This window comes from Streptomyces sp. MAR4 CNX-425, assembly GCF_048656465.1.
GTDB lineage: Bacteria > Actinomycetota > Actinomycetes > Streptomycetales > Streptomycetaceae > Streptomyces.
This window is the reverse complement of the sequence record NZ_JBMDLF010000007.1, coordinates 329,817-349,205: the sequence shown is the minus strand read 5'-3', so window position 1 is coordinate 349,205 and position 19,389 is coordinate 329,817. Positions and strand designations below refer to the sequence as shown.

Annotated in this window: 15 protein-coding genes; 4 read left to right on the top strand and 11 right to left on the bottom strand. The window is 74.1% G+C overall.

The window, feature by feature from the left end; all coding sequences use genetic code 11:
* Nucleotides 1–62: 62 nt before the first annotated feature.
* Complete coding sequence (locus ACHZ99_RS21660; protein ID WP_420306333.1) at nucleotides 63–2,444, bottom strand: ATP-binding cassette domain-containing protein; 2,382 nt, start codon at nucleotides 2,442–2,444, stop codon at nucleotides 63–65.
* A 220-nt stretch (nucleotides 2,445–2,664) separates the two neighbouring features.
* Here ACHZ99_RS21660 and ACHZ99_RS21655 point away from each other — a divergent pair, with 220 nt between their 5' ends.
* Nucleotides 2,665–3,690: a DUF3500 domain-containing protein gene (locus ACHZ99_RS21655; protein ID WP_420306332.1), complete on the top strand. Its 1,026-nt coding sequence runs from the start codon at nucleotides 2,665–2,667 to the stop codon at nucleotides 3,688–3,690.
* Between the two features lie 101 nt (nucleotides 3,691–3,791).
* Here the strand turns inward: ACHZ99_RS21655 and ACHZ99_RS21650 are convergent, their stop codons facing one another.
* On the bottom strand, nucleotides 3,792–4,814 hold the full coding sequence (locus tag ACHZ99_RS21650) for a glycosyl hydrolase (RefSeq protein ID WP_420306331.1): 1,023 nt from the start codon (nucleotides 4,812–4,814) through the stop codon (nucleotides 3,792–3,794).
* 262 nt (nucleotides 4,815–5,076) lie between these two features.
* Here ACHZ99_RS21650 and ACHZ99_RS21645 point away from each other — a divergent pair, with 262 nt between their 5' ends.
* Nucleotides 5,077–5,673, top strand: a complete 597-nt coding sequence (locus ACHZ99_RS21645) for a flavodoxin family protein (protein WP_420306329.1) — start codon at nucleotides 5,077–5,079, stop codon at nucleotides 5,671–5,673.
* 245 nt (nucleotides 5,674–5,918) lie between these two features.
* Entirely contained in the window at nucleotides 5,919–6,404 is a 486-nt protein-coding gene (locus ACHZ99_RS21640) for a pyridoxamine 5'-phosphate oxidase family protein (protein ID WP_420306328.1), read from the top strand.
* A 60-nt stretch (nucleotides 6,405–6,464) separates the two neighbouring features.
* On the opposite strand, the gene ACHZ99_RS21635 is transcribed toward ACHZ99_RS21640, so the two are convergent.
* From ACHZ99_RS21635 to ACHZ99_RS21625, 3 genes are all read right to left on the bottom strand, one after another.
* Nucleotides 6,465–7,418: a phosphotransferase family protein gene (locus tag ACHZ99_RS21635; protein WP_420306327.1), complete on the bottom strand. Its 954-nt coding sequence runs from the start codon at nucleotides 7,416–7,418 to the stop codon at nucleotides 6,465–6,467.
* 108 nt (nucleotides 7,419–7,526) lie between these two features.
* Entirely contained in the window at nucleotides 7,527–7,724 is a 198-nt protein-coding gene (locus ACHZ99_RS21630) for a hypothetical protein (RefSeq protein ID WP_420306326.1), read from the bottom strand.
* A 98-nt stretch (nucleotides 7,725–7,822) separates the two neighbouring features.
* Nucleotides 7,823–10,381, bottom strand: a complete 2,559-nt coding sequence (locus ACHZ99_RS21625) for a BTAD domain-containing putative transcriptional regulator (RefSeq protein ID WP_420306325.1) — start codon at nucleotides 10,379–10,381, stop codon at nucleotides 7,823–7,825.
* Nucleotides 10,382–10,513: 132 nt separating this feature from the next.
* Between ACHZ99_RS21625 and ACHZ99_RS21620 the strand changes: the two genes are divergently transcribed.
* On the top strand, nucleotides 10,514–11,422 hold the full coding sequence (locus tag ACHZ99_RS21620) for an alpha/beta fold hydrolase (protein WP_420306324.1): 909 nt from the start codon (nucleotides 10,514–10,516) through the stop codon (nucleotides 11,420–11,422).
* Here the strand turns inward: ACHZ99_RS21620 and ACHZ99_RS21615 are convergent.
* From ACHZ99_RS21615 to ppgK, 6 genes are all read right to left on the bottom strand, one after another.
* The gene (locus ACHZ99_RS21615; protein ID WP_420306323.1) at nucleotides 11,409–12,164 is read right to left on the bottom strand and encodes a S1 family peptidase; all 756 of its coding nucleotides are present in this window, start codon (nucleotides 12,162–12,164) and stop codon (nucleotides 11,409–11,411) included. The genes ACHZ99_RS21620 and ACHZ99_RS21615 overlap by 14 nt on opposite strands.
* A gap of 93 nt (nucleotides 12,165–12,257) precedes the next feature.
* Nucleotides 12,258–12,911 (bottom strand): response regulator, encoded by a 654-nt coding sequence (locus ACHZ99_RS21610; protein WP_420306322.1) that lies wholly within the window; start codon nucleotides 12,909–12,911, stop codon nucleotides 12,258–12,260.
* A 1-nt stretch (nucleotide 12,912) separates the two neighbouring features.
* Complete coding sequence (locus ACHZ99_RS21605; RefSeq protein ID WP_420306321.1) at nucleotides 12,913–14,205, bottom strand: sensor histidine kinase; 1,293 nt, start codon at nucleotides 14,203–14,205, stop codon at nucleotides 12,913–12,915.
* A 5-nt stretch (nucleotides 14,206–14,210) separates the two neighbouring features.
* Complete coding sequence (locus tag ACHZ99_RS21600) at nucleotides 14,211–16,457, bottom strand: MMPL family transporter (protein ID WP_420306320.1); 2,247 nt, start codon at nucleotides 16,455–16,457, stop codon at nucleotides 14,211–14,213.
* A 102-nt stretch (nucleotides 16,458–16,559) separates the two neighbouring features.
* Nucleotides 16,560–18,404 (bottom strand): BCCT family transporter, encoded by a 1,845-nt coding sequence (locus ACHZ99_RS21595; RefSeq protein ID WP_420306319.1) that lies wholly within the window; start codon nucleotides 18,402–18,404, stop codon nucleotides 16,560–16,562.
* A gap of 84 nt (nucleotides 18,405–18,488) precedes the next feature.
* The gene (gene ppgK / locus ACHZ99_RS21590) at nucleotides 18,489–19,241 is read right to left on the bottom strand and encodes a polyphosphate--glucose phosphotransferase (RefSeq protein ID WP_420306318.1); all 753 of its coding nucleotides are present in this window, start codon (nucleotides 19,239–19,241) and stop codon (nucleotides 18,489–18,491) included.
* Between the last annotated feature and the right edge of the window lie 148 nt (nucleotides 19,242–19,389).

Below are 19,389 nucleotides of genomic sequence, written 5' to 3'. Positions count from 1 at the left end.
CCCGGCGCAGCCGGGCCAGCTCCTCCACTCTCACGTCACCACCCTGCCACAGCGCCGCGCCGCTACGCCCCGACGTATTCCGCGAGGTGCTCGCCGGTGCGCGTCGACCGGGCGGCGACCAGGTCGGCCGGGGTGCCCTCGAAGACGACCCGGCCGCCGTCGTGCCCCGCGCCCGGGCCGAGGTCGATGATCCAGTCGGCGTGGGCCATGACCGCCTGGTGGTGCTCGATCACGACGACCGACTTCCCGTCGTCGACGAGCCGGTCCAGCAGCCCGAGCAGCTGCTCGACGTCGGCCAGGTGCAGGCCGGTGGTCGGCTCGTCCAGCACGTATATCCCGCCCTTGTCGCCCATGTGAGTCGCCAGCTTGAGCCGCTGCCGCTCCCCGCCGGAGAGGGTGGTGAGCGGCTGGCCGATGCTGACGTAGCCCAGGCCGACGTCGGCGAGCCGGCGCAGGATCCGGTGCGCGGCGGGCGTGCGGGCCGCGCCGTCGGCGAAGAACTCCTCGGCCTCCGCCACCGGCATCGCCAGCACCTCGCTGATGTCCTTGCCGCCGAAGCGGTAGTCGAGGACGGCCGCCTGGAACCGCTTGCCGTCGCACTCCTCGCAGGTGGTGGAGACCCCTGCCATGATGCCCAGGTCGGTGTAGATGACACCGGCGCCGTTGCAGGCGGGGCAGGCTCCCTCGGAGTTCGCGCTGAACAGCGCCGGCTTGACCCCGTTGGCCTTCGCGAACGCCTTGCGGATCGGCTCCAGCAGCCCGGTGTACGTCGCCGGGTTGGACCGCCGGGACCCGCGGATCGGCGCCTGGTCGACCGCGACCACGCCCGCGCCGGGTGGGAGGGAGGCGTGGATCAGCGAGCTCTTGCCGGAGCCGGCGACGCCGGTGACGACGGTGAGGACGCCGAGGGGGATGTCGACGTCGACGTCCTGGAGGTTGTTCGCCCGCGCGCCGCGGATCTCCAGCGCGCCGGTGGCCTCGCGGACGGTGTCCTTGAGGGCGGCGCGGTCGTCGAGGTGGCGGCCGGTGACGGTGTCGCCGGCGCGCAGACCGGCCACCGTGCCCTCGTAGCAGACGGTGCCGCCGCCGGTGCCGGCGCCGGGGCCGAGGTCGACGACGTGGTCGGCGATGGCGATGACCTCCGGCTTGTGCTCCACGACCATCACCGTGTTGCCCTTGTCGCGCAGCCGCAGCAGCAGGTCGTTCATCCGCCGGATGTCGTGCGGGTGCAGCCCGACGGTGGGCTCGTCGAAGACGTAGGTGGTGTCGGTGAGCGAGGACCCGAGGTGGCGGATCATCTTGGTGCGCTGCGCCTCGCCGCCGGACAGGGTGCCGGAGGGGCGGTCCAGCGACAGGTAGCCGAGGCCGATCTCCACGAACGAGTCGAGGGTGCCGCGCAGCGTCGTCAGGAGCGGCGCGAGGGAGGGCACGTCCAGCTTGCGGGCCCACTCGGCCAGGTCGTTGATCTGCATCGCGCAGGCGTCGGCGATGCTGATGCCCGCGACCTTGGACGAGCGGGCGGCCTCGCTGAGCCGCGTGCCGTCGCAGGCGGGGCAGGCGGTGAAGGTGGCCACCCGGTCGACGAAGTCGCGGATGTGCGGCTGCATCGACTCGCGGTCCTTGGACAGGAAGGACTTCTGCACCCGCGGAACCAGACCCTCGTAGGTCATGCTCATGTCGCTGATCTTGATCTTGACCGGGGCGTGGTGCAGGAAGTCGTGCAGCTCCTTCTCGGTGTACTGGCCGATGGGCTTGTCCGGGTCGAGGAAGCCGGAGGCGGCGAACATGCGCACCATCCAGCCGCCGGGCTTGTACCCGGGGATGGTGATCGCGCCCTCGGCCAGCGACTTGGTCTCGTCGTACAGCTCGCGGAGGTCGATGTCGGAGACCCGGCCCATGCCCTCGCAGTGCGGGCACATGCCGCCGGTGCTGGTGAAGGCCACCTTGACCGTCTCGGCGGCGCCCCGGTCGACGGTGACCGCGCCGCTGCCCTGGGCGGAGGCGACGTTGAAGGAGAAGGCGTTGGGCGGGCCCACGTGCGGCTCGCCGAGGCGGCTGAAGAGGATGCGCAGCAGCGCGTTGGCGTCGGTGGCGGTGCCGACGGTGGAGCGGGCGTTGGCCCCCATCCGCTCCTGGTCGACGATGATCGCGGTGGTCAGCCCTTCGAGGACGTCCACGTCGGGCCGGGCGAGCGCGGGCATGAAGCCCTGCACGAAGGTGCTGTACGTCTCGTTGATCATCCGCTGCGACTCGGCGGCGATCGTGTCGAAGACCAGCGAGCTCTTCCCCGAGCCGGAGACGCCGGTGAAGACCGTCAGCCGCCGCTTGGGGATCTCCACGTCCACGTTCCGCAGATTGTTCTCCCGCGCGCCGTGCACGCGGATCAGATCGTGGCTGTCGGCGGCGTGCCGCGCGGGCGCCGGCGTGTCCTTCCTGCTGGCCATACTCGTCTCTCTCCGTGTGTCGGGCGGCGGCAGTCCGTGCGGGACCCCGTGTCGCACCACCCTAGAACCCGCCTCTGACAACCCGGCCCGGCCGCCGGCGGCGCGAACCGGAAGCGGACGCCCCCTGCGGGGTGAGCCGCGGGCGTGCCCACCGTACGTGCTGCACCATGGGTCCGCGGGGGCACAGCTCCCGGGGATCCGGCGACGGGCGGAGGAACGGGTGGGCGGCTCGGAGGAATCGACGGAGGCGGCCGGTACGGAGGCGGCCAGTACGGAGGCGGCCGGTACGGAGGCCGCGGAGGCGACGGCGGCGCGGATGCGGGAGGCCGCGCGGGCGCTGCTGGCCGTGCTGGAGCCGGCGCAGGTCCGCGAGCTGCGTGACGTACCCGCCCGGCTGGACGCGCCCGAACTGCGCGAGTGGACGTACCTGCCCGGCCCCCGCCCCGGCCTGTCCACCGAGGAGCTGGGCGGCGAGCAGCGCGCGGCCGTCGACGCGCTGCTCGCCGCGGCGCACAGCACGCACGGCGGCAGGCTGGCGGCCGGGGCGATCGAGGTGGAACGGCACCGTCGCGAGCTGGCCGGCCGCCCCGGGCCCGACCGCTACTGGCTGCGGCTGCTGGGCGACCCGGACGGCGACGGCCCGTGGGGCTGGCGGATGAACGGGCACCACCTGGCCGTGCACGTGCTGCTCACGGCCGGCGGCCTGCGGGTCACCCCGCACTTCGTCGGCTCCGAGCCCGCGCTCGTCCCGTACGGACCGCGGGCCGGCCGGCTGCTCGGGCCGGAGGAGGACATGGCCCGCGAGCTGGTCACCGACCTCGGCGCCGCCGCCCGCGCGACGGCGGTCTTCGCCGCCGAGCCGCCGGACGACATCCTCACCCGCGCCGACCCGTTCGCCGACCCGGACCTGCTGCCGGCGGGCCTGTCGTACGGGGACATGACTGCGGGCCAGCGGCGGCTGCTGGAGCGGCTGGTGCGCCGCTACCTGGACCGGGCGCCCGACGCGTACGCGCGCGAATGCTGGGCGGACACGGTCGCGCAGGGGCTGGACACGCTCTCCTTCGCCTGGGCGGGCGGCCCGGCCCCCGGCGAGCGGCACTACTACTGCGTACGCGCCCCGGACTTCCTCATCGAGTACGACAACACCCAGGACGACGGCAACCACGCGCACTCCGTATGGCGGCACGTGCGCCACGACTGGGGTCTGGACCTGCTGCGGGCGCACTACGAGGACGGGCACGGGTAGCGGGGCGCAGCGGAGGGCCGGCGCGGCGCCCCGTACGGCACCGCGCCGGCCCCGGCCCGGCGCAGCCGGCGCCGGGCGCCGGGCGCCGGGCGCCGCTCAGGTCAGGGAAGCCGGACCTCTCCCTGGTTGAGCGTGCGCGGGTGGAAGTACGCGGCCTGGATCTCGGCGTTGGAGTTCTCGCCCCGCAGCTGCTCGGACCAGACCATGAAGTAGCTCCAGCGCGGCTGGCCGTCGAGCAGCGCGGCGTCGGGCACCTTGCCCATCTCGCCGATGGCCATCGGCTTGCCGCCCGCGATGTCCCGCATCTGCCGGTAGTCGGACGGGCCGGGGTGGTTCTTGTACCAGACGTCGAGGGACACGACGTCGGCGTAGTCGTCGCCGGGGTAGTAGGCGCTCCAGCCGCCGGCCGGGTTGTCCTGCACGTTCCAGACCCAGATGAGGTTGTCGAGGCCCTTGGTGCCGGCGAGGTAGTCGCGGGTGAGGCGGAACAGCCGGGAGCTGCCGTCGGCGCCGGGGCGGTGGCCCCACCAGTTCCAGGACTCGTTCATCTCGTGGAAGGGGCGGAACAGCACGGGCACGCCCGCGTCCTCCAGCTGCTGAAGGTACGGGACGACGGAGTCGAGCCGTCGCTTCCAGACGGTGTTGAGCGCGGTGCCGTCGGTGACCAGCTCGCGGAACCGGTCGTCGGGGATGTTCGACTTCACGCCGCCCTCGAACGCGCAGGACCCGGGTCCGGTCGGCGGGCAGGCGTGCCAGGTCAGGGTGACGAGCGAGCCGTTGTTCCACTCGGTCCGCGCCTGGTCGACGACGCGCTGGCGGTCGGCGATGTCCTCGGCGCGGAACATCAGGTCACCGCCCCAGAGCCCGGGCCACTGGCCGGTCACGTCGTGCACCTGCCGGGTGTACTGGCCGGGCCGGGAGGCGGGTTCCTTGTTGTGCTGGCCGGAGACGATGTAGTCGCCGGTGAGGGAGCGCAGATAGTCGAGCACCTGCTGTCGGGTACCGGGCGGGAACGCCTCGGCCTCCTCGCCCGGTACGGCGAGCAGGGCGGCCGCCGCGGCGACGGCGGTGGCGCACGCGGCGAGCGTCGCGCCGAGTCTGCGGCGGGGACGGACGACATGCATCGTTCTCTCCTTTGTGGGGGGGGCGTCCCGGCGCAAGCTAGCGCTCCGGAGGAGAGGTGTCCATGAACCGTTCAAGTTTAGTTTGTTCAGTGATTTTTCCCGTCGATCGGCCGCGGGATGGGTTGTTTCACTAAACCGATATAGCAAACGGGCTCGCGGGACCCGGACCGACTCCACCCGCACCGCCGACGACAAGCCCGCGGCAAGTCGCCGCCAAGTCGCCCACTAGCCCCAGCCAACCCTCGCGGCGGATCCTGGCCGAATGGACAGATCGCCCAGAATCTCGGTCGCCTACCACTCGCGACGCGGACACACCCGGCTGCTCGCGGAGGCCGTCAGGTCCGGCGCCGAGGCCGAGGGCTCCGACGTGACCATGGTGCCCGTCGAGGACATGCGGGAGACCGACTGGGAGACGCTGGACGCGTCGGACGCGATCGTGTTCGGGGCACCGACGCTCATGGGCTCGGCGTCCGGGGCGTTCCACGCCTTCGCCGAGGCGACCAGCGTGCGCTGGAGCACGCAGTCCTGGAAGGACAAGATCGGGGCGGGGTTCACGCACTCGTCGTGCAAGGCGGGCGACAAGCACATCACGCTCGGGTACTTCTCGACGCTCGCCGCCCAGCACCAGATGCACTGGGTCAACCTCGGGCTGGCACCGGGCTGGCACCTCAGCCACGAGAGCGAGGACGACCTGAACCGGCTCGGGTACTTCAACGGCGCCGCCGCGACCACGATGGGCGACCTGGGCACCGACTCGGTGCACAAGGCGGACATCGCGACGGCCGAGCACCTCGGCGGGCGCGTGGCCCGCCACACGGCGGTGGTCCTCGCGGGGCGGGCGGCGCTGGGCATGGGCTGACCCGGCGGGCCGTCGCCGCGACGACGGTCTCTGCGCAGGTCAACCGGCACATGCGGCGGGTGCCGCGGGCAGCTGCGCGGAGTTTTCCACAGGGGATGCCGGGGAGGCGGGGGCGGCCTTAAGCTCCCGGGCATGGAAAAGAACTTGGGGTACGTGGTGTTTCCCCCGGTCGTCGCGGCCGTCGACGCGCGCCGGCGGCCGTGGGCAGGGCCGCGCGGGTGCGACTCCGGGGAAGGGGCCCGGTCATGACGCTCCCCGACGACCTGGCGGGACTGGCGCGGACCGTCCTCGACACGAACCGGTACCTCACCCTGGGCACGACCGAGCCCGACGGACGGCCGCGGGTGTCCCCGGTGTACTTCACCCACGTCGGCTACTCCACCTTCTACTGGGTCTCCTCACCGCACTCGCGGCACTCGGCCAACGTCGCCGCCCGGCCCGAGGTCGCCTTCGTCGTGTACGACTCCACCGCGGCGATCGGGGCCGGCCGCGCGGTCTACGTCGGCGCGACGGCGGAGCAGGTCCCGGAGGAGCAGCTCGCGGCGGCGTGCGACGAGGCGTTCGGGGGCGAGATCGACGCCGCGGCGCACCGGTTCCGGCCGGAGGAGGTGAGCGGTGCCGCGGAGTTCCGGCTGTACCGGGCGCGGGCCACGAGCTGGGAGGTCCACATACCCGGCCGCGACCCGGCGTACGGCACCGGCGTGGACGCGAGCCGCGCGGTCCGCCCCTGACACGGCGAGGCGACCGCCCTCGTCGCTGCCCTCACCGAGTGGTTGTGACGGACACCCCATTCAGGCGCTGAACACGGTGTTATGTCGGAGCTGTTCTGCGCACCACCGGAAGTGCCCGTCGCGGTCGTCCATGCCGAAAAGGTCGTAGGTGGTGAGTGCGTAGGCGGCCTGATAGACGGTGAGGGTCTCTGGCGCATACCCGAGTTCGCGGGCGAAGAGCGCGGTGAGTTCCGCGGTGTGCTCCTTCGCATGCGGCCCGTACATGTCCCAGACGGCAGCGGTGACGGCGGCCTCGAAGGCCGGATCGCCTGCGGTCGTGTAGAAGCCGAAGTCGAGCACGGCGACTGGCCGGCCGCCCTCGTCGATGTGGATGTTGGGCGGGATGAGGTCGCCATGGATCACTGTCACCGGGGCGTCAGGGAGCGAACGCAGTGCCTCTTGCGTGGCTTCGACTCCCGCCTCGAAGCCCGGCACATGGGCGGCCAGGACAGCACCGTGCCGGGCTGCGGCCCGGGTGACCAGGGCCCCGAGCGCGTCGCGGAAGCAGTCATGACCACGCCACAGCGGACGGTCATCACCCTGCACGGTCAACTGGCGCATGGCGTCGGTGCCCGGCACGGAGGCCAGACCACGCAGAACGGCAAGGACCGCGTCGTTGTCGCGGGAAGGCAGCTTGCGCTCGTAGGCCACCTGTGCGGAGTCGGCCCGCATCGGGCCGCCGGGCAGCTCACGCTCGTAGGTCACCACGACGCCCTCGTGGTCCTCGACGGCGAAGACCTCCGGGGTGGAGAACGGCGGTGGGTGACGCGCGAGGTCCGCGTACACCTGGCGGAGCAGATCGAAACCGGGGGGCGGCCGGCGGTTCCATACCTTGGCCGCCCGGCCCTGGCCCAGCCCGTAAACGACGCCCTCGACGCCAGCACCGATCCGGCGGACACCTGTGTGCCCACGGTCGACGAAGTACGCAAGCCATGGGTCGGAGGGCGAGGCTTCCGTGTTCGGGATGTTCTCCATCCCGTGATTAGACCAGCAGCCGCACTGACCTCATCAGGCGTTTCGGGCCATGCCTCGGCGGCACCCGAGGAAGGGTGGGAGTGAGCACACGGACTTTCGATACACGGCCTAGCTGCCCCACGCCAGGTTTGCCAGGGCCACGCACACGACGAGGACGATCCCCACGCCACGGGCGGTCTTGGCCCAGCCCGGTACCGGGTCGTCCCCGAGGGTGGTCGGACGCTTCGCGGTAAGGGAGGCCAGGAGCAGGACGACTCCGACGGAGCCGAACACGATGGACAGCCAAGAGACCTGAACGGGGGTCACAGGGGTCTCCTTTGCACCAGCTCGGGGGCAGTGTGCCCATCGTCGGTGAGACTGCCGGGGACGGGTCCCGGGCGGCCGCGGCGGGGCCGGGAAACCGGTCAGGCCGGGGGCGGCGTGCCCAGGGCGGTGGCGAGCGCGGCGAGGTGGGCGGCGACGGGGCCCACGGTGAGCAAGCCGGTGCCGGCTCCGGCCAGCTCGTTCGCCGCGGGGGCGAGGCGATCCCGGGCGCGCGCCATCGCTTCGCGGTCGCCGAGTTCGAGTGCCGCACGGGCGACGAGGCACCACGCGGTCTCCAGCATCAGGTCGCGCGGCGGCTCGGGGACGGCGCGCAGCGCCTTCGCGGCCTCGGCACGGCGCTCCTCGGCCAGCAGCAGGAGGGGCCGCACCCACGGCTCGTAGGGGCCCCAGTCGGTGCCGGTGGGGGTCGGGGTGGCGCCCGCGACGGCCTCGGCGACGGGCACGGCGAGGCCGGGCCGCAGGCGGAGGCAGAGCAGCGCCAGCGGCAGCAGCCCGCGCTCCAGCCCCGGCATGCCGGCGCCGTCGAGCAGCGCGGCGGCGTCCCGGAAGGCGGCTTCGGCGGCGGAGGTGGAGGCAGCGGAGGGGGGTGGGGGTGGGGGTGGGGGTGGGGGCCCGGGAGGCTGGAAGGGCTGTGGGCCCGCCGTCCCGGCACCCGTTGGCTCGGTGTTCCTCGGCTCGGGGTTCTCCGGCTCGGTGGTCCCCGACTCGGTGGTCCCCCGCTGGGGGCCTGGCGGCTCGGGGCCGCGCGGGGCGGGGTGGCGGGGGCTTCCCGGCCGGGGCGGGGCGGTGGGCTCGGCCACCCGGAGCGCCGCGTACCAGCGCGTGAACACCGCGACCAGCGGCAGTTCGTGGCGCTCGGAGAGCTCGTCCGCGGCGGCGGCGTGCGCGTCGGCGCCCGGAAAGTCCGCCAGCGCGCCGCGGGCCTGCATCCGTACGAGATGCCCCAGCACCTCGTACGTCACCAGCCCGTGCCGGGCCGACAGAGCGACCAGTTCGGCGCCGACCCGGTCCCGTTCCGCCGCCAGGCCCGTCCGCTCGAAGGTCTGCATGAACACGCCGTTGAGCGCGAACGCGAGCAGCGCCGGGTCGTCGAGTCCGCGGGCCAGCTCCTCGGCCTGCCGCGCGGCCTGCGGTCCGCGCGCGGAGCGGGTACCGCGCGACTCGACGGCGACGGTGGCCAACAGCCGGGCCCGTGCGGCGGCGTGCTCGGTGGGCGGGAGGGTGGCGAGGGCGCGTTCGGCGGCGGCCACGACGCGGGCGGCCTGCTCCGGGTCGTCGACGCGGGTCCAGATCGCGGGTACGTCGTACGCGCCGATGACCCGCGCGGTCAGCACCGGGTCGCCGAGTTCCTCGGCCGCCACGACGGCGTCCACGCGGTGCCGCCGGGCGGCCTGGAGACCGCCGCCGCCGGTGACGGCGAGGCTGCGCAGCAGGCCGACGGTGGATTCGAGCCGGGCGCGGGCTCCGGCCGGGGCGGTACGGTCGTACGCGGCCGCCGCCTCCGCCCAGACCCGCCGCGCGCCCTCGTCCCCGTTGCCCTCGCCGCCCTCGCCGCGGTCGCTGCCTTCGCTGCCCTCGCCGCGTTCGCCGCCTTCGCCGCCTTCGCCGCCGGGCGCGCGGTGCCCGCTCTCCGCCGCCCCGTTCGCCGGTTCGGCGCCCTCGCCCGGTCCCGGGGGACGGCGCCCGCCGCCGTCACCGGCGCGCCCCGGTGCTTCCGACGTGCCGCCCGCTCTCCCCCGGCCACGGCCCCCGGCCTCGCCGTCAGCCCGTTCACCCGCGCCCGGCGCCTCCGCCTCCAGGTGGTCGGCCTGCGTCAGGATGTCCGTCTCCAGCCGCCGCAGCGCCGGGCCGGGGTCCACGCCCAGTTGTTCGCCCAGCATCGTGCGCGCCCGGCGCAGCACCGCGAGGGCGTCGGCCTGGCGGCCGGCGCGGTAGAGGGCCAGCGCCAGCAGCCGCCAGGCGTTCTCGCGCCAGGGGTGCTCGGCCACGTGGCCGTCCAGGTCGGCCGCGGTCTCGGCGGCCTGCCCCAGGGACAGCCGGGCGTGCGCGTGGGACTCGACGGCGTGCAGCCGCAGCTCCGCGAGGCGGGAGCGTTCGGTGCGGGCCCAGGGCAGGTCGGTGAACTCCGCGTAGGCCGGTCCGCGCCACCAGCCCAGGGCCTCCGCCAGCCGTCCCGCCGCGGCCCGCGGCGGCAGCGTCCGGGCGTCGGCCACGGCGGTCTCGAAGCGCCAGGCGTCGACGGCGTCCGGTTCGGCGTGCAGCGCGTACCCGGGGCCCTGCGTGACCAGCAGCCGCGCGGGCGCGCGCGGGGGGCGCTCCGGTTCGAGCGCGCGCCGCAGCGCGGCGACGAACGTCCGCACCGCGCCCACGGCGTCCGCGGGAGGGTCGGTCCACAGGTCCTCGACCAGCAGCTCGACGGGTACGACCCGGCGGCGCGCGACGATCAGGCGGGCCAGCACGGCCCGGTGCCGCGGCCCTTTCAGCGCGATCGCGCCGCCTCCGGCACCCCCGTCCGCGTGCCCGGCCCCGGCCCCGTCACCGACTCCAGCACCGACTCCGGCACCGACTCCGGCACCGGCTCCGCCCACCTCGTCGTCCCAGGCCGTCACCGGCCCCAGCACGCCGAACCGGACCCGCACCACCCACCGCCTCTCGCGACCCGACCGGCAGACTCCGCCCGGCCGTCACCGTACAGCGCGCTCATCCGCTGCTCATCCGCGCCGCGCACGCTGAGGAAGAGCACCGCATCCGGCTACGAAGGGAACCCCCCGATGTCCCCCCGCATCCCCGGCTTCGACTACCGCCGCGTCCCCGTCGCCGACGGCGTCGCCCTCAGCGCCGCCGTCGGCGGCAACCCCGCCGGCAGCCCCGTCGTGCTGCTGCACGGCTTCCCGCAGACCCACCTCATGTGGCGGCACGTCGCCGCCCGCCTTGCCGCCGACCACACCGTCATCTGCCCCGACCTGCGCGGCTACGGCGCCAGCGACAAACCGGCGGAGGCGGACGGCGCGTACGCGAAGCGCACGATGGCGGACGACGTCGTGGCGCTCGCCCGCGCGCTCGGGCACGAGCGCTTCGCGCTGGCGGGGCACGACCGGGGCGCGCTGGTGGCGTTCCGCGCCGGGCTCGACCACGCGGCGGCGGTCACCCATTTGGCCTGTCTGGACGTGCTGCCGACGCTGGACATGTGGGACGTGATGCACGGGACGTCGGCGGCGGTCGGCTTCCACCTGTATCTGATGGCGCAGCCGCCCGGCCTGCCGGAGGAGATGATCGCCGCCGCGCCGGACGCGTTCTTCGGCCACTTCCTCGACATCTGGTCCGGCGCCGGGAACGCGGACGCCGTCCCCGCCGACGTGCGCGCCGCGTACCTCGCGGCCTCCCGCGCCGCCGTGCCGTCGATCGTCGCGGACTACCGGGCGTCCGCCGGCGTCGACGTCGAGCACGACCGCGCCGACCTCGACGCGGGCCGCCGGCTGCGGATGCCGGTGGCCGTCCTGCAGCAGGACTGGGGCGCCGCGCTCGGCTTCGACGCGGCCGCGCGCTGGCGCGCCTGGGCCCCCGACCTGCGGCACGCCACCGTGCGCTGCGGTCACTTCATGGCCGAGGAGGCGCCGGGCGAGGTCGAGGCCGCGCTGCGGGACCTCCTCGCCCGTACGCCCGCCGCTACGGGATCGTGAGCCCGTAGACCGCGAGGATCTCCTTGACCGGCTGGTAGTACGTCCTGCCGCCGTTGACGCAGTCGCCGGTGCCGCCGACGATGATGCCGACCGCCTTGCCGCCGGAGAACGCGGGCCCGCCGGTGTCGCCGGGCTCGGAGCAGATGTCGGCGCTGAAGAGGCCGGAGACCGGGCCGCCGGGGAAGTTCACGGTGACGCCGACCTGCCCCAGCCTGCCGCAGTGGAAGCCGGTGACCCGCCCGTAGTGGCACAGCGTCATGCCGGGCTGCGGGTCGGTGGCGCCGGCGACGTCCACCGGGGCGCCGCCGGCGCCCCTGACCTCGCCGGGGTACGACACGGAGGGGTTGTTGTAGCGGACGACGGCGTAGTCGTCGCGGGGGAAGCTCACGCCCGCGGTCAGGCCGACGGGGACGGTGCGCTGCGCGTCGGCGAACCAGGGGTCGCCGGGGGTGGCGCAGTGGCCGGGGATGATGCCGTACGTGGCGTCTCCCCGGACGGCGTTGAAGCCCAGCGTGCAGGCGTAGGAGGACCCGTACAGCGTGTCCCCGCCGCGCAGTTCGGTCGCCGCGGCGGGCGCCCGGGCGGGCGCCGGGTCCGGGGCGGCAGCGGCGGGTGGCGCGGCCGCCGCCGGCGGGGCGAGGAGGGTCAGCAGCGCGCCGAGCACCGCGAGCACGGTGCCGGTGGCGAGGGTGCGTAACGGAGGAGCGGTACGGCTGCGGCTGCGGCTGCGGCGTCGGCTCACGGTTCCTGCCTTCCGGGCGACGGCGGTGTCGACCGCATTGTGCTCGCGGCGCGCGGAACCAGGAAGGGGTTATGTCAGGTCCCGGACAAAATCTCAGCGGCTCGGCAGTAGCCCCTTCTCCAGCGCGACGACCACCGCGCGGGTGCGGTCGGCGACGTCCAGCTTGGCGAAGATGCGCAGCAGGTGCGTCTTCACGGTGGCCTCGCCGATGAAGAGACGCTTGCCGATCTCCGCGTTCGACAGCCCCTCGGCGACCCCGGCGAGCACCTCGGACTCGCGCGGCGTGAGCGCCACCGGGGCGGGGCTGCGCATCTTCGCGACGAGCCGCTGCGCGACGCGGGGCGCGAGGACGGTCTCGCCGCGCGAGGCCGCGTGGATGGCGTCGACCAGCTGCGCGCGGGTGGCGTCCTTCAGCAGGTAGCCGGTGGCGCCGGCCTCGACGGCGCGTTCGATGTCGGTGTCCGTGTCGTACGTGGTGAGGATCAGCACCCGGGTACGTGCCGCCGCGGCGACGATCGCCGCGGTGGCCCCGACGCCGTCGAGCAGCGGCATCCGCAGGTCGAGCAGGGCGACGTCGGGGTCGAGGCGGGCGACGAGCGAGGCGGCCTCGTGGCCGTCGCCGGCCTCGCCGACGACGTCGATGGCGGGTTCGGCGGCGAGCAGCGCGACGAGGCCGGCGCGCATCACGGTGTGGTCGTCGGCCACGATGACGCGGAGCGGTGTGGCGGGCGTGGGTGTCGTCGTCATCTCAGACCTGTCCGTCCCTGGCGATTCGCGGGATGTACGTCCCCGGGGGTCCGTCCGGTTGCGGGCCGTCCGGTTGCGGGCCCTCCGCGGGCACGGTCACGAGTATGCGGGTGCCGTCGCCGGGCGAGCTGGTGACGGTCAGCTCGCCGCCGAACTCGGCGAGCCGCCGGCGCATCCCGTCCAGCCCGAACCCGCCGCCGTCCCCGCCGTCCCCGGCGGCCGCACCCGCGTCCCGGGCCGCCGCCCCCGGCACGAACCCCTTCCCGTCGTCGGTGATCTCCAGCTCGATGCCCGCCGCCCCGGCCGCCAGCACCACCCCGACCGTCGACGCCTCCGCGTGCTTGCGCACGTTGGCCAGCGACTCCTGCGTGCAGCGCAGCAGCGCGATCCGGGTCGGCTGGTCGCAGTCGACGTCCGGCAGTTCGGCGTCGACGACGAGCCCGGTGTCCTCGGCGAAGCGGTCCAGCGTGCGCCGCAGCGTGGCGGCGACCGACCCGGCGGCGACGCCGTCGCGCGGGGCGGCGCCGACGAGGACGCGGGCCTCGGCGAGGTTCTCGCGTGCGGTGCGTTCGATGGACCGCAGCTGCTGCGCGCTCTTCCCGGGCTCGGCGGCCAGCCCGGCGCGCGCCGCCTCGGCGAGGACGACGATGGAGGCGAAGCCCTGCGCGAGGGTGTCGTGGATCTCCCGCGCGATACGCTCCCGCTCCTCGGCGGCGCCCTGCCGCTTCTGCGCCTCCGCCAGCCGCTCCTCGGCGTCGGCCAGCCGGCTGCGCAGCCGGGCGCGCTCGTCGCGTACGGCCAGCGCCCGGGGGGTCAGCAGCGCGATCACGACGCTGACCGCGTAGACGGCGACGGACGAGGTGGCGTTGGTGCCGAGGCTGTCGAGGCTCCAGCCCTCCCGCAGCGTGCCCCCGAGGGTGATCGCGACGGCGCCGAGTCCGCTGTAGACGACGGCGGACCGCAGGCTGTCCACGAAGATCACGAAGTGCGTGAGCGTCACCGTGTACAGCACGCCGAAGCCGTCGCGGAGCCACGACAGCCACCCCAGGACGAGGACCAGCAGGACCAGGTAGCCGTACGCGAGCCGCACCGGGTTCCCGGGGCGGCTGCGTACGACCCCGTAGCCGAGGGCGAGCGCGGCCACGAGCGCGAGCGACCCGTACCGGTCCCCGGCGGGGACGTCTCCGAGGACGGTGGTCAGGGCCAGCAGACCGATGATCGCCCAGGCGAAGACGTCCCAGCCGTGCAGCATCCAGATCCAGAGCGGGTCGCCGCGCCGCGGTCGAGGGAGCATGCCGGTCAGCGTACGGTCTCCGGCGTACGGGCCGACGGCGTCTCCGCACCGCCGACCGGCACCTCCGCGGGGGCCGGCGCCGGCGCCGCCGGCCGGCGCGGGGACCGCCACCAGGCCCGCTCGCCGAGGAGCAGCAGCGCCGCGGGCAGCACCATCATCCGGATCACCACCGCGTCGAGCAGCACGGCGAGCGCCAGGCAGAAGCCCATCTGCTTCATCTCGGTCAGGTGCAGCGCCACGAACCCGGCGAACACCGTGACCATCACGACGGCCGCGCTGGTCACGACCTTCGCCGACGCGCTGATTCCCGCGACCACCGCCTCCCGGGCGGGCATCCCGGCGTCCCGCGCCTCCTTGATGCGGCTGACCACGAACACCTGGTAGTCCATCGACAGCCCGAAGAGGATGACGAAGAGGAACAGCGGCACCCGGGAGGCGATCGCGCCCATCGAGTCGAAGTCGAGCAGGCCCTCGGCCCACGAGCCCTGGAAGACGACGACGAGCGCGCCGAGCGCGGCGGCGGCGGAGAGCAGGTTCAGCGCGACGCCGAGCAGCCCGATGACCACCGAGCGGAACGCGATCAGCGTGACCGCGAACGTGACCAGCAGCAGCGCGCCGATGACCAGCGGCAGCTTGCCGCGTTCGTGGCCGACGTAGTCGACGCCGCGGGCGACGTCGCCGCTGACGGCGGTCTCCACCCCGGCGAGCCGCCCGACGGTGGCGGGGATGTGGTCGTCGCGCAGGCGCTCCAGGGAGTCCCGCGCGGGGGCGGAGTTGGCGAAGTGGGGTACGGAGAGCACGAGCACGCTGGTCCGGCGGTCCGGTGAGGTGCGTACCGCGGGCTCGGCGTCCGCGGCGAACAGCGGGTCGGCCGACGCCCGCCGGCCCAGGTCGGCCAGCGCCCGCCGCACCTCGGGGGCGCGTTCGGGGGCGGACCGGGCGACGACCTCGTGCCGGACCTTCATGTCGGGGAAGGCGGCGGTCAGCCGGTCGTACGTCTGCATGGCGGGGATGTCGCGGGAGAACGTGTCCTTGCCCGGGTCCACGAGCTTCATGCCCAGCGCGGGCGCGGCGAGGGCGAGCATGCCCAGGACGGAGACGACCAGGGTGGCCACGGGGCGGCGCCGGGCGGGCCGGAGCAGGGCGGCGAAGACGCGCCCGTGCTCGGGACGCCGGCGGGGCTCGCGCGGGGTGGTCCCGCGGGCCGCCGCGCGGGCGGCCCGGCGCGCGGCGCGCCGCTCGGCGCGGCGGCCGAGGGTCACGAGCAGCGCGGGCAGCGCCGTCAGGGAGCTGGCGACGGCGACGGCCACGACGAGGATCGTGCCGGTGGCCAGGGACGAGAAGATGACGTCGGTGGCGAGGTAGAGGGTGGCGGTGGAGGCGACGACGGCGAGGCCGGAGACGGCGATGGCCCGCCCGGCGGTGGCCGCCGCCAGCTCGACGAGGGCCTCCGACGACAGCCGCCCGCCGGCGCGGGCGCGCTCCTCCCGCTCGCGCTTGAGGTAGAAGAGCGTGTAGTCGACGCCGACCGCGAGGCCGATGAGCAGGATCAGGTTGGTGCCGACGCCGGGGTCGGGCAGCAGGTGGGAGGCCAGCATGGACAGGCCGAGGGCCGCGGCGATGGACGTCAGCGCAAGCAGCAGCGGCACGCCCGCCATCACGACGGAGCCGAAGACGACGAGCAGCGTGACGAGCGTGACGGGCAGGGCGATGCGTTCGGAGAGCGCCAGGTCCTCGCCGCGCTGGTCGTTGACGCCCTGGCTGATCGCGGGCGAGCCGGTCTCCTCGACGACGACCGCGGGATGGGCCGCGGCCACCTCCTCCGTCTGCGCCAGCAGCGGGCCGACGTTCTCCTTGCCGTCCAGCTCGGCGCCCTTCATGACGACCGGCACCCGCAGCGCCTCGCCGTCCGCGGAGCGTACGGGCCGGGCGACGGACGCCACTTCGGGCAGCCGCTCCATCCGGTCGGTGACGTCGCGGGCCGCGGCGCGGGCGGCGGCGAGGTCGAGGGGGCGGCCGGGTTCGGCGCGGATGAGGACGTGTTCGGTGGGTTTGCGCTGCAGGCCGCCCTCGGTGGCCAGTTGCTCGGCGCGACCCGCCTCGCCGACCCAGAAGTCCTCGGTGGTGGCGGGGTTGCCGCCGGCGGAGAGGCCGGCGCCGAGGCAGAGCACGACGAAGACGAGCCAGCCGGTGAGCGCGCGCCACGGGTGCCGGGCGCTCCAGCGGGCCGTGCGTACGGGAAGGTTTCTCATGCCCGAAATGCTCGCGATCGGGGGCCTGTCGCCGACAGCCGCGACCGGTTGAACCGGGGGTCCACCGACCGGTGGACCCCCGGGGCGGGCCCGGGCGGCGGCTCAGCTCCCGGGCAGCGGTGTGTCCTCCGGACCGTCCGCCCCGCCGGCCCCGTCGAACCCGCCGCCCCCGTCGGACCCGCCGCCCCCGTCGAACCCGTGGTCCGCGTCCCCGGCCCGGCCCTGGACCGCCGTCCCGCCGCGGTGCCGGACGCCGCCGCGGCCGGCGCGCAGCCGCTTCGCGCGCCCGCGGATCTGCAGCTCGAACTCGCCGTCGTAGTGCCGGTGTCCGGCCAGTACCGCCGTCTCGACCGCCTTCTCGCCCCGCTCGCCGATGAGGATGAGCTGGTCGTGCCGCAGGTCGCGCATCAGCGCGAAGCACAGCCCGACCATCACCAGCGTGAACGGCACCGCGACGAGGATCGTGAGGTTCTTCAGCCCGGTCAGGGCCGCGTCCCCACCACCCCCGATCAGCAGCATGACGGCGGCGACCGCGCCGGTCAGCACGCCCCAGACCACGACCACCCCGCGCGTCGGCTCCAGCGTGCCCTTCTGCGACAGCGCGCCCATGACGATCGACGCGGCGTCCGCGCCGGAGACGAAGAAGATGGCGACCAGGATCATCACCAGCAGCGTGGTGACGCCGGCGATCGGGTACTCGTTGAGCACCGCGAACAGCTGCCCCTCCTGCGTCGACTCGTCGGCGATGCCCGCGCCGTCGGCCTCCTGCCGCATCGCCGTCCCGCCGAGGATGCAGAACCACAGCAGGCTCACCACGCTGGGGACGAGGATCACGCCGCCGATGAACTGCCGGATGGTGCGCCCGCGGCTGATGCGCGCGATGAACATGCCGACGAACGGCGTCCAGGAGATCCACCAGGCCCAGTAGAAGACCGTCCAGCCCGAGAGCCAGCCGGCGACGCCCTCGCCGCCGCTGGCCTCCGTACGCGCCATCATCTGCGGCAGGTCGGCGACGTACGAACCGATGGAGGTCGGCAGCAGGTCGAGGATGAGGATCGTGGGGCCGACGACGAAGATGAAGACGACCAGCAGCGCGGCGAGCACCATGTTGATGTTCGACAGCCACTGGATGCCCCGCTCGATGCCGGAGACGGCGGAGGCGACGAAGGCGGCGGTGAGCACGCCGATGATGAGGATCAGCAGGCCCTCGCCGACCTCCTGCGACGTCCAGCCGACCTCCTTGACACCGCTGCCGATCTGCAGCGCGCCGAGCCCGAGCGAGGCCGCGGAGCCGAAGAGGGTGGCGAAGATGGCGAGGATGTCGATGACCTTGCCGGCGCCGCCGTTGGCGTGCCGCGGCCCGATGAGCGGGGTGAAGACGGCGCTGATGGTCTGCCGGCGGTTGCGGCGGAAGACGCTGTACGCCATGGCGAGTCCGACGACGGCGTAGATGGACCAGGGGTGCAGGGTCCAGTGGAAGAGGGTGGTCGCCATCGCGGTTTCCATCCGCTCGGCGGCGCCGGCGTCGCCGCTGACGGTGTCCGGCGGCGGGACGGTGAAGTGCGACAGGGGTTCGTTGACGCCGTAGAACATCAGCCCGATGCCCATGCCGGCGCTGAACATCATCGCCACCCACGACACGGTGCGGAACTCGGGCTGCTCGCCCTCCTTGCCGAGGGTGATGCGGCCGTAGCGGCTGAAGGCCAGCCAGAGCGCGAAGATCACGAAGCCGGAGGCGGCGAGCACGAAGGCCCATCCGCCGTAGTGCATCGTGTCGTTGAGGAGGGAGGTGGAGGCGTCCTCCAGGGAGTCCGTCGCCAGGGCGCCCCAGAGCACGAACGCCAGCGTCAGCGCAGCGGCGACGCCGAAGACCACCGCGTCGGTACGGGGTACGGCCCCCGGCGCGCCGCCGTCTTCCGCGGGGTTGTCCACCCGTTCATCCAGCACGTTCGGTCACCGTCTCCCTACGCTCCGCACACAGAACCCCCCCACCATAGGGGAGACGGGCCGGAGCGCCCGGGAACGGCGGCGTCAGCGCGCGGTCGTGGCCGCGGCGGCGGCCATCGCGGCGCCGACGATGCCCGCGTTGTTCTGCAGCTCGGCGGGGACGACGGCGGCGCGGATTCCGGTGATGTCGTCGAGGAACTTGTCGGCCTTGCGGCTCACACCGCCGCCGATGACGAACAGTTCGGGCGTGAAGAGCATCTCCAGGTGGGCGAGGTAGGTCCGCACCCGGTGGGCCCAGTGCTTCCAGCTCATGTCCTTGTCCTCGCGCTCCTTGGCGGAGGCGCGTTTCTCCGCGTCGTGGCCGTGGAGCTCCAGGTGACCCAGCTCGGTGTTGGGGACGAGCCGGCCGCCGGTGAAGACGGCGCTGCCGATGCCGGTGCCGAAGGTCAGCACGATGACGGTGCCGGTGCGGCCGCGGCCGGCGCCGAAGGTCATCTCGGCGATGCCGGCGGCGTCGGCGTCGTTGACGACGTGCACGGGGCGGTCGAGGCGGTCGCCGAGGAGGGCGGCGGCGTCGACGCCGACCCAGCTCTTGTCGACGTTGGCGGCGGTGCGTACGACGCCGTCGGTGACGACGCCGGGGAACGTGACGCCGACCGGGCCGTCGCGCCCGGCGAAGTGCCCGACCACCGCGGCGACGCCGTCGGCGACGGCGTCGGGGGCGGCGGGGTGGGGGGTGAGGACCTTGTGCCGGTCTTCCGCGAGGGTGCCCTCGTCCAGGTCGGCGGGGGCGCCCTTGATGCCCGAGCCGCCGATGTCGACTCCCATGATGTCCATAGCCCCTGACGATACGGCGGCGGGGGCGCGGCGACAGCTCCGCCGCTGTCCGATATCCGGGGCGTCGCGACCGGATATGTTCTTGACGCGGCCTCATCACCTCCGCCAGCCTCATGTGCACGACAATCCCCCCACCGTTGGGAGCACC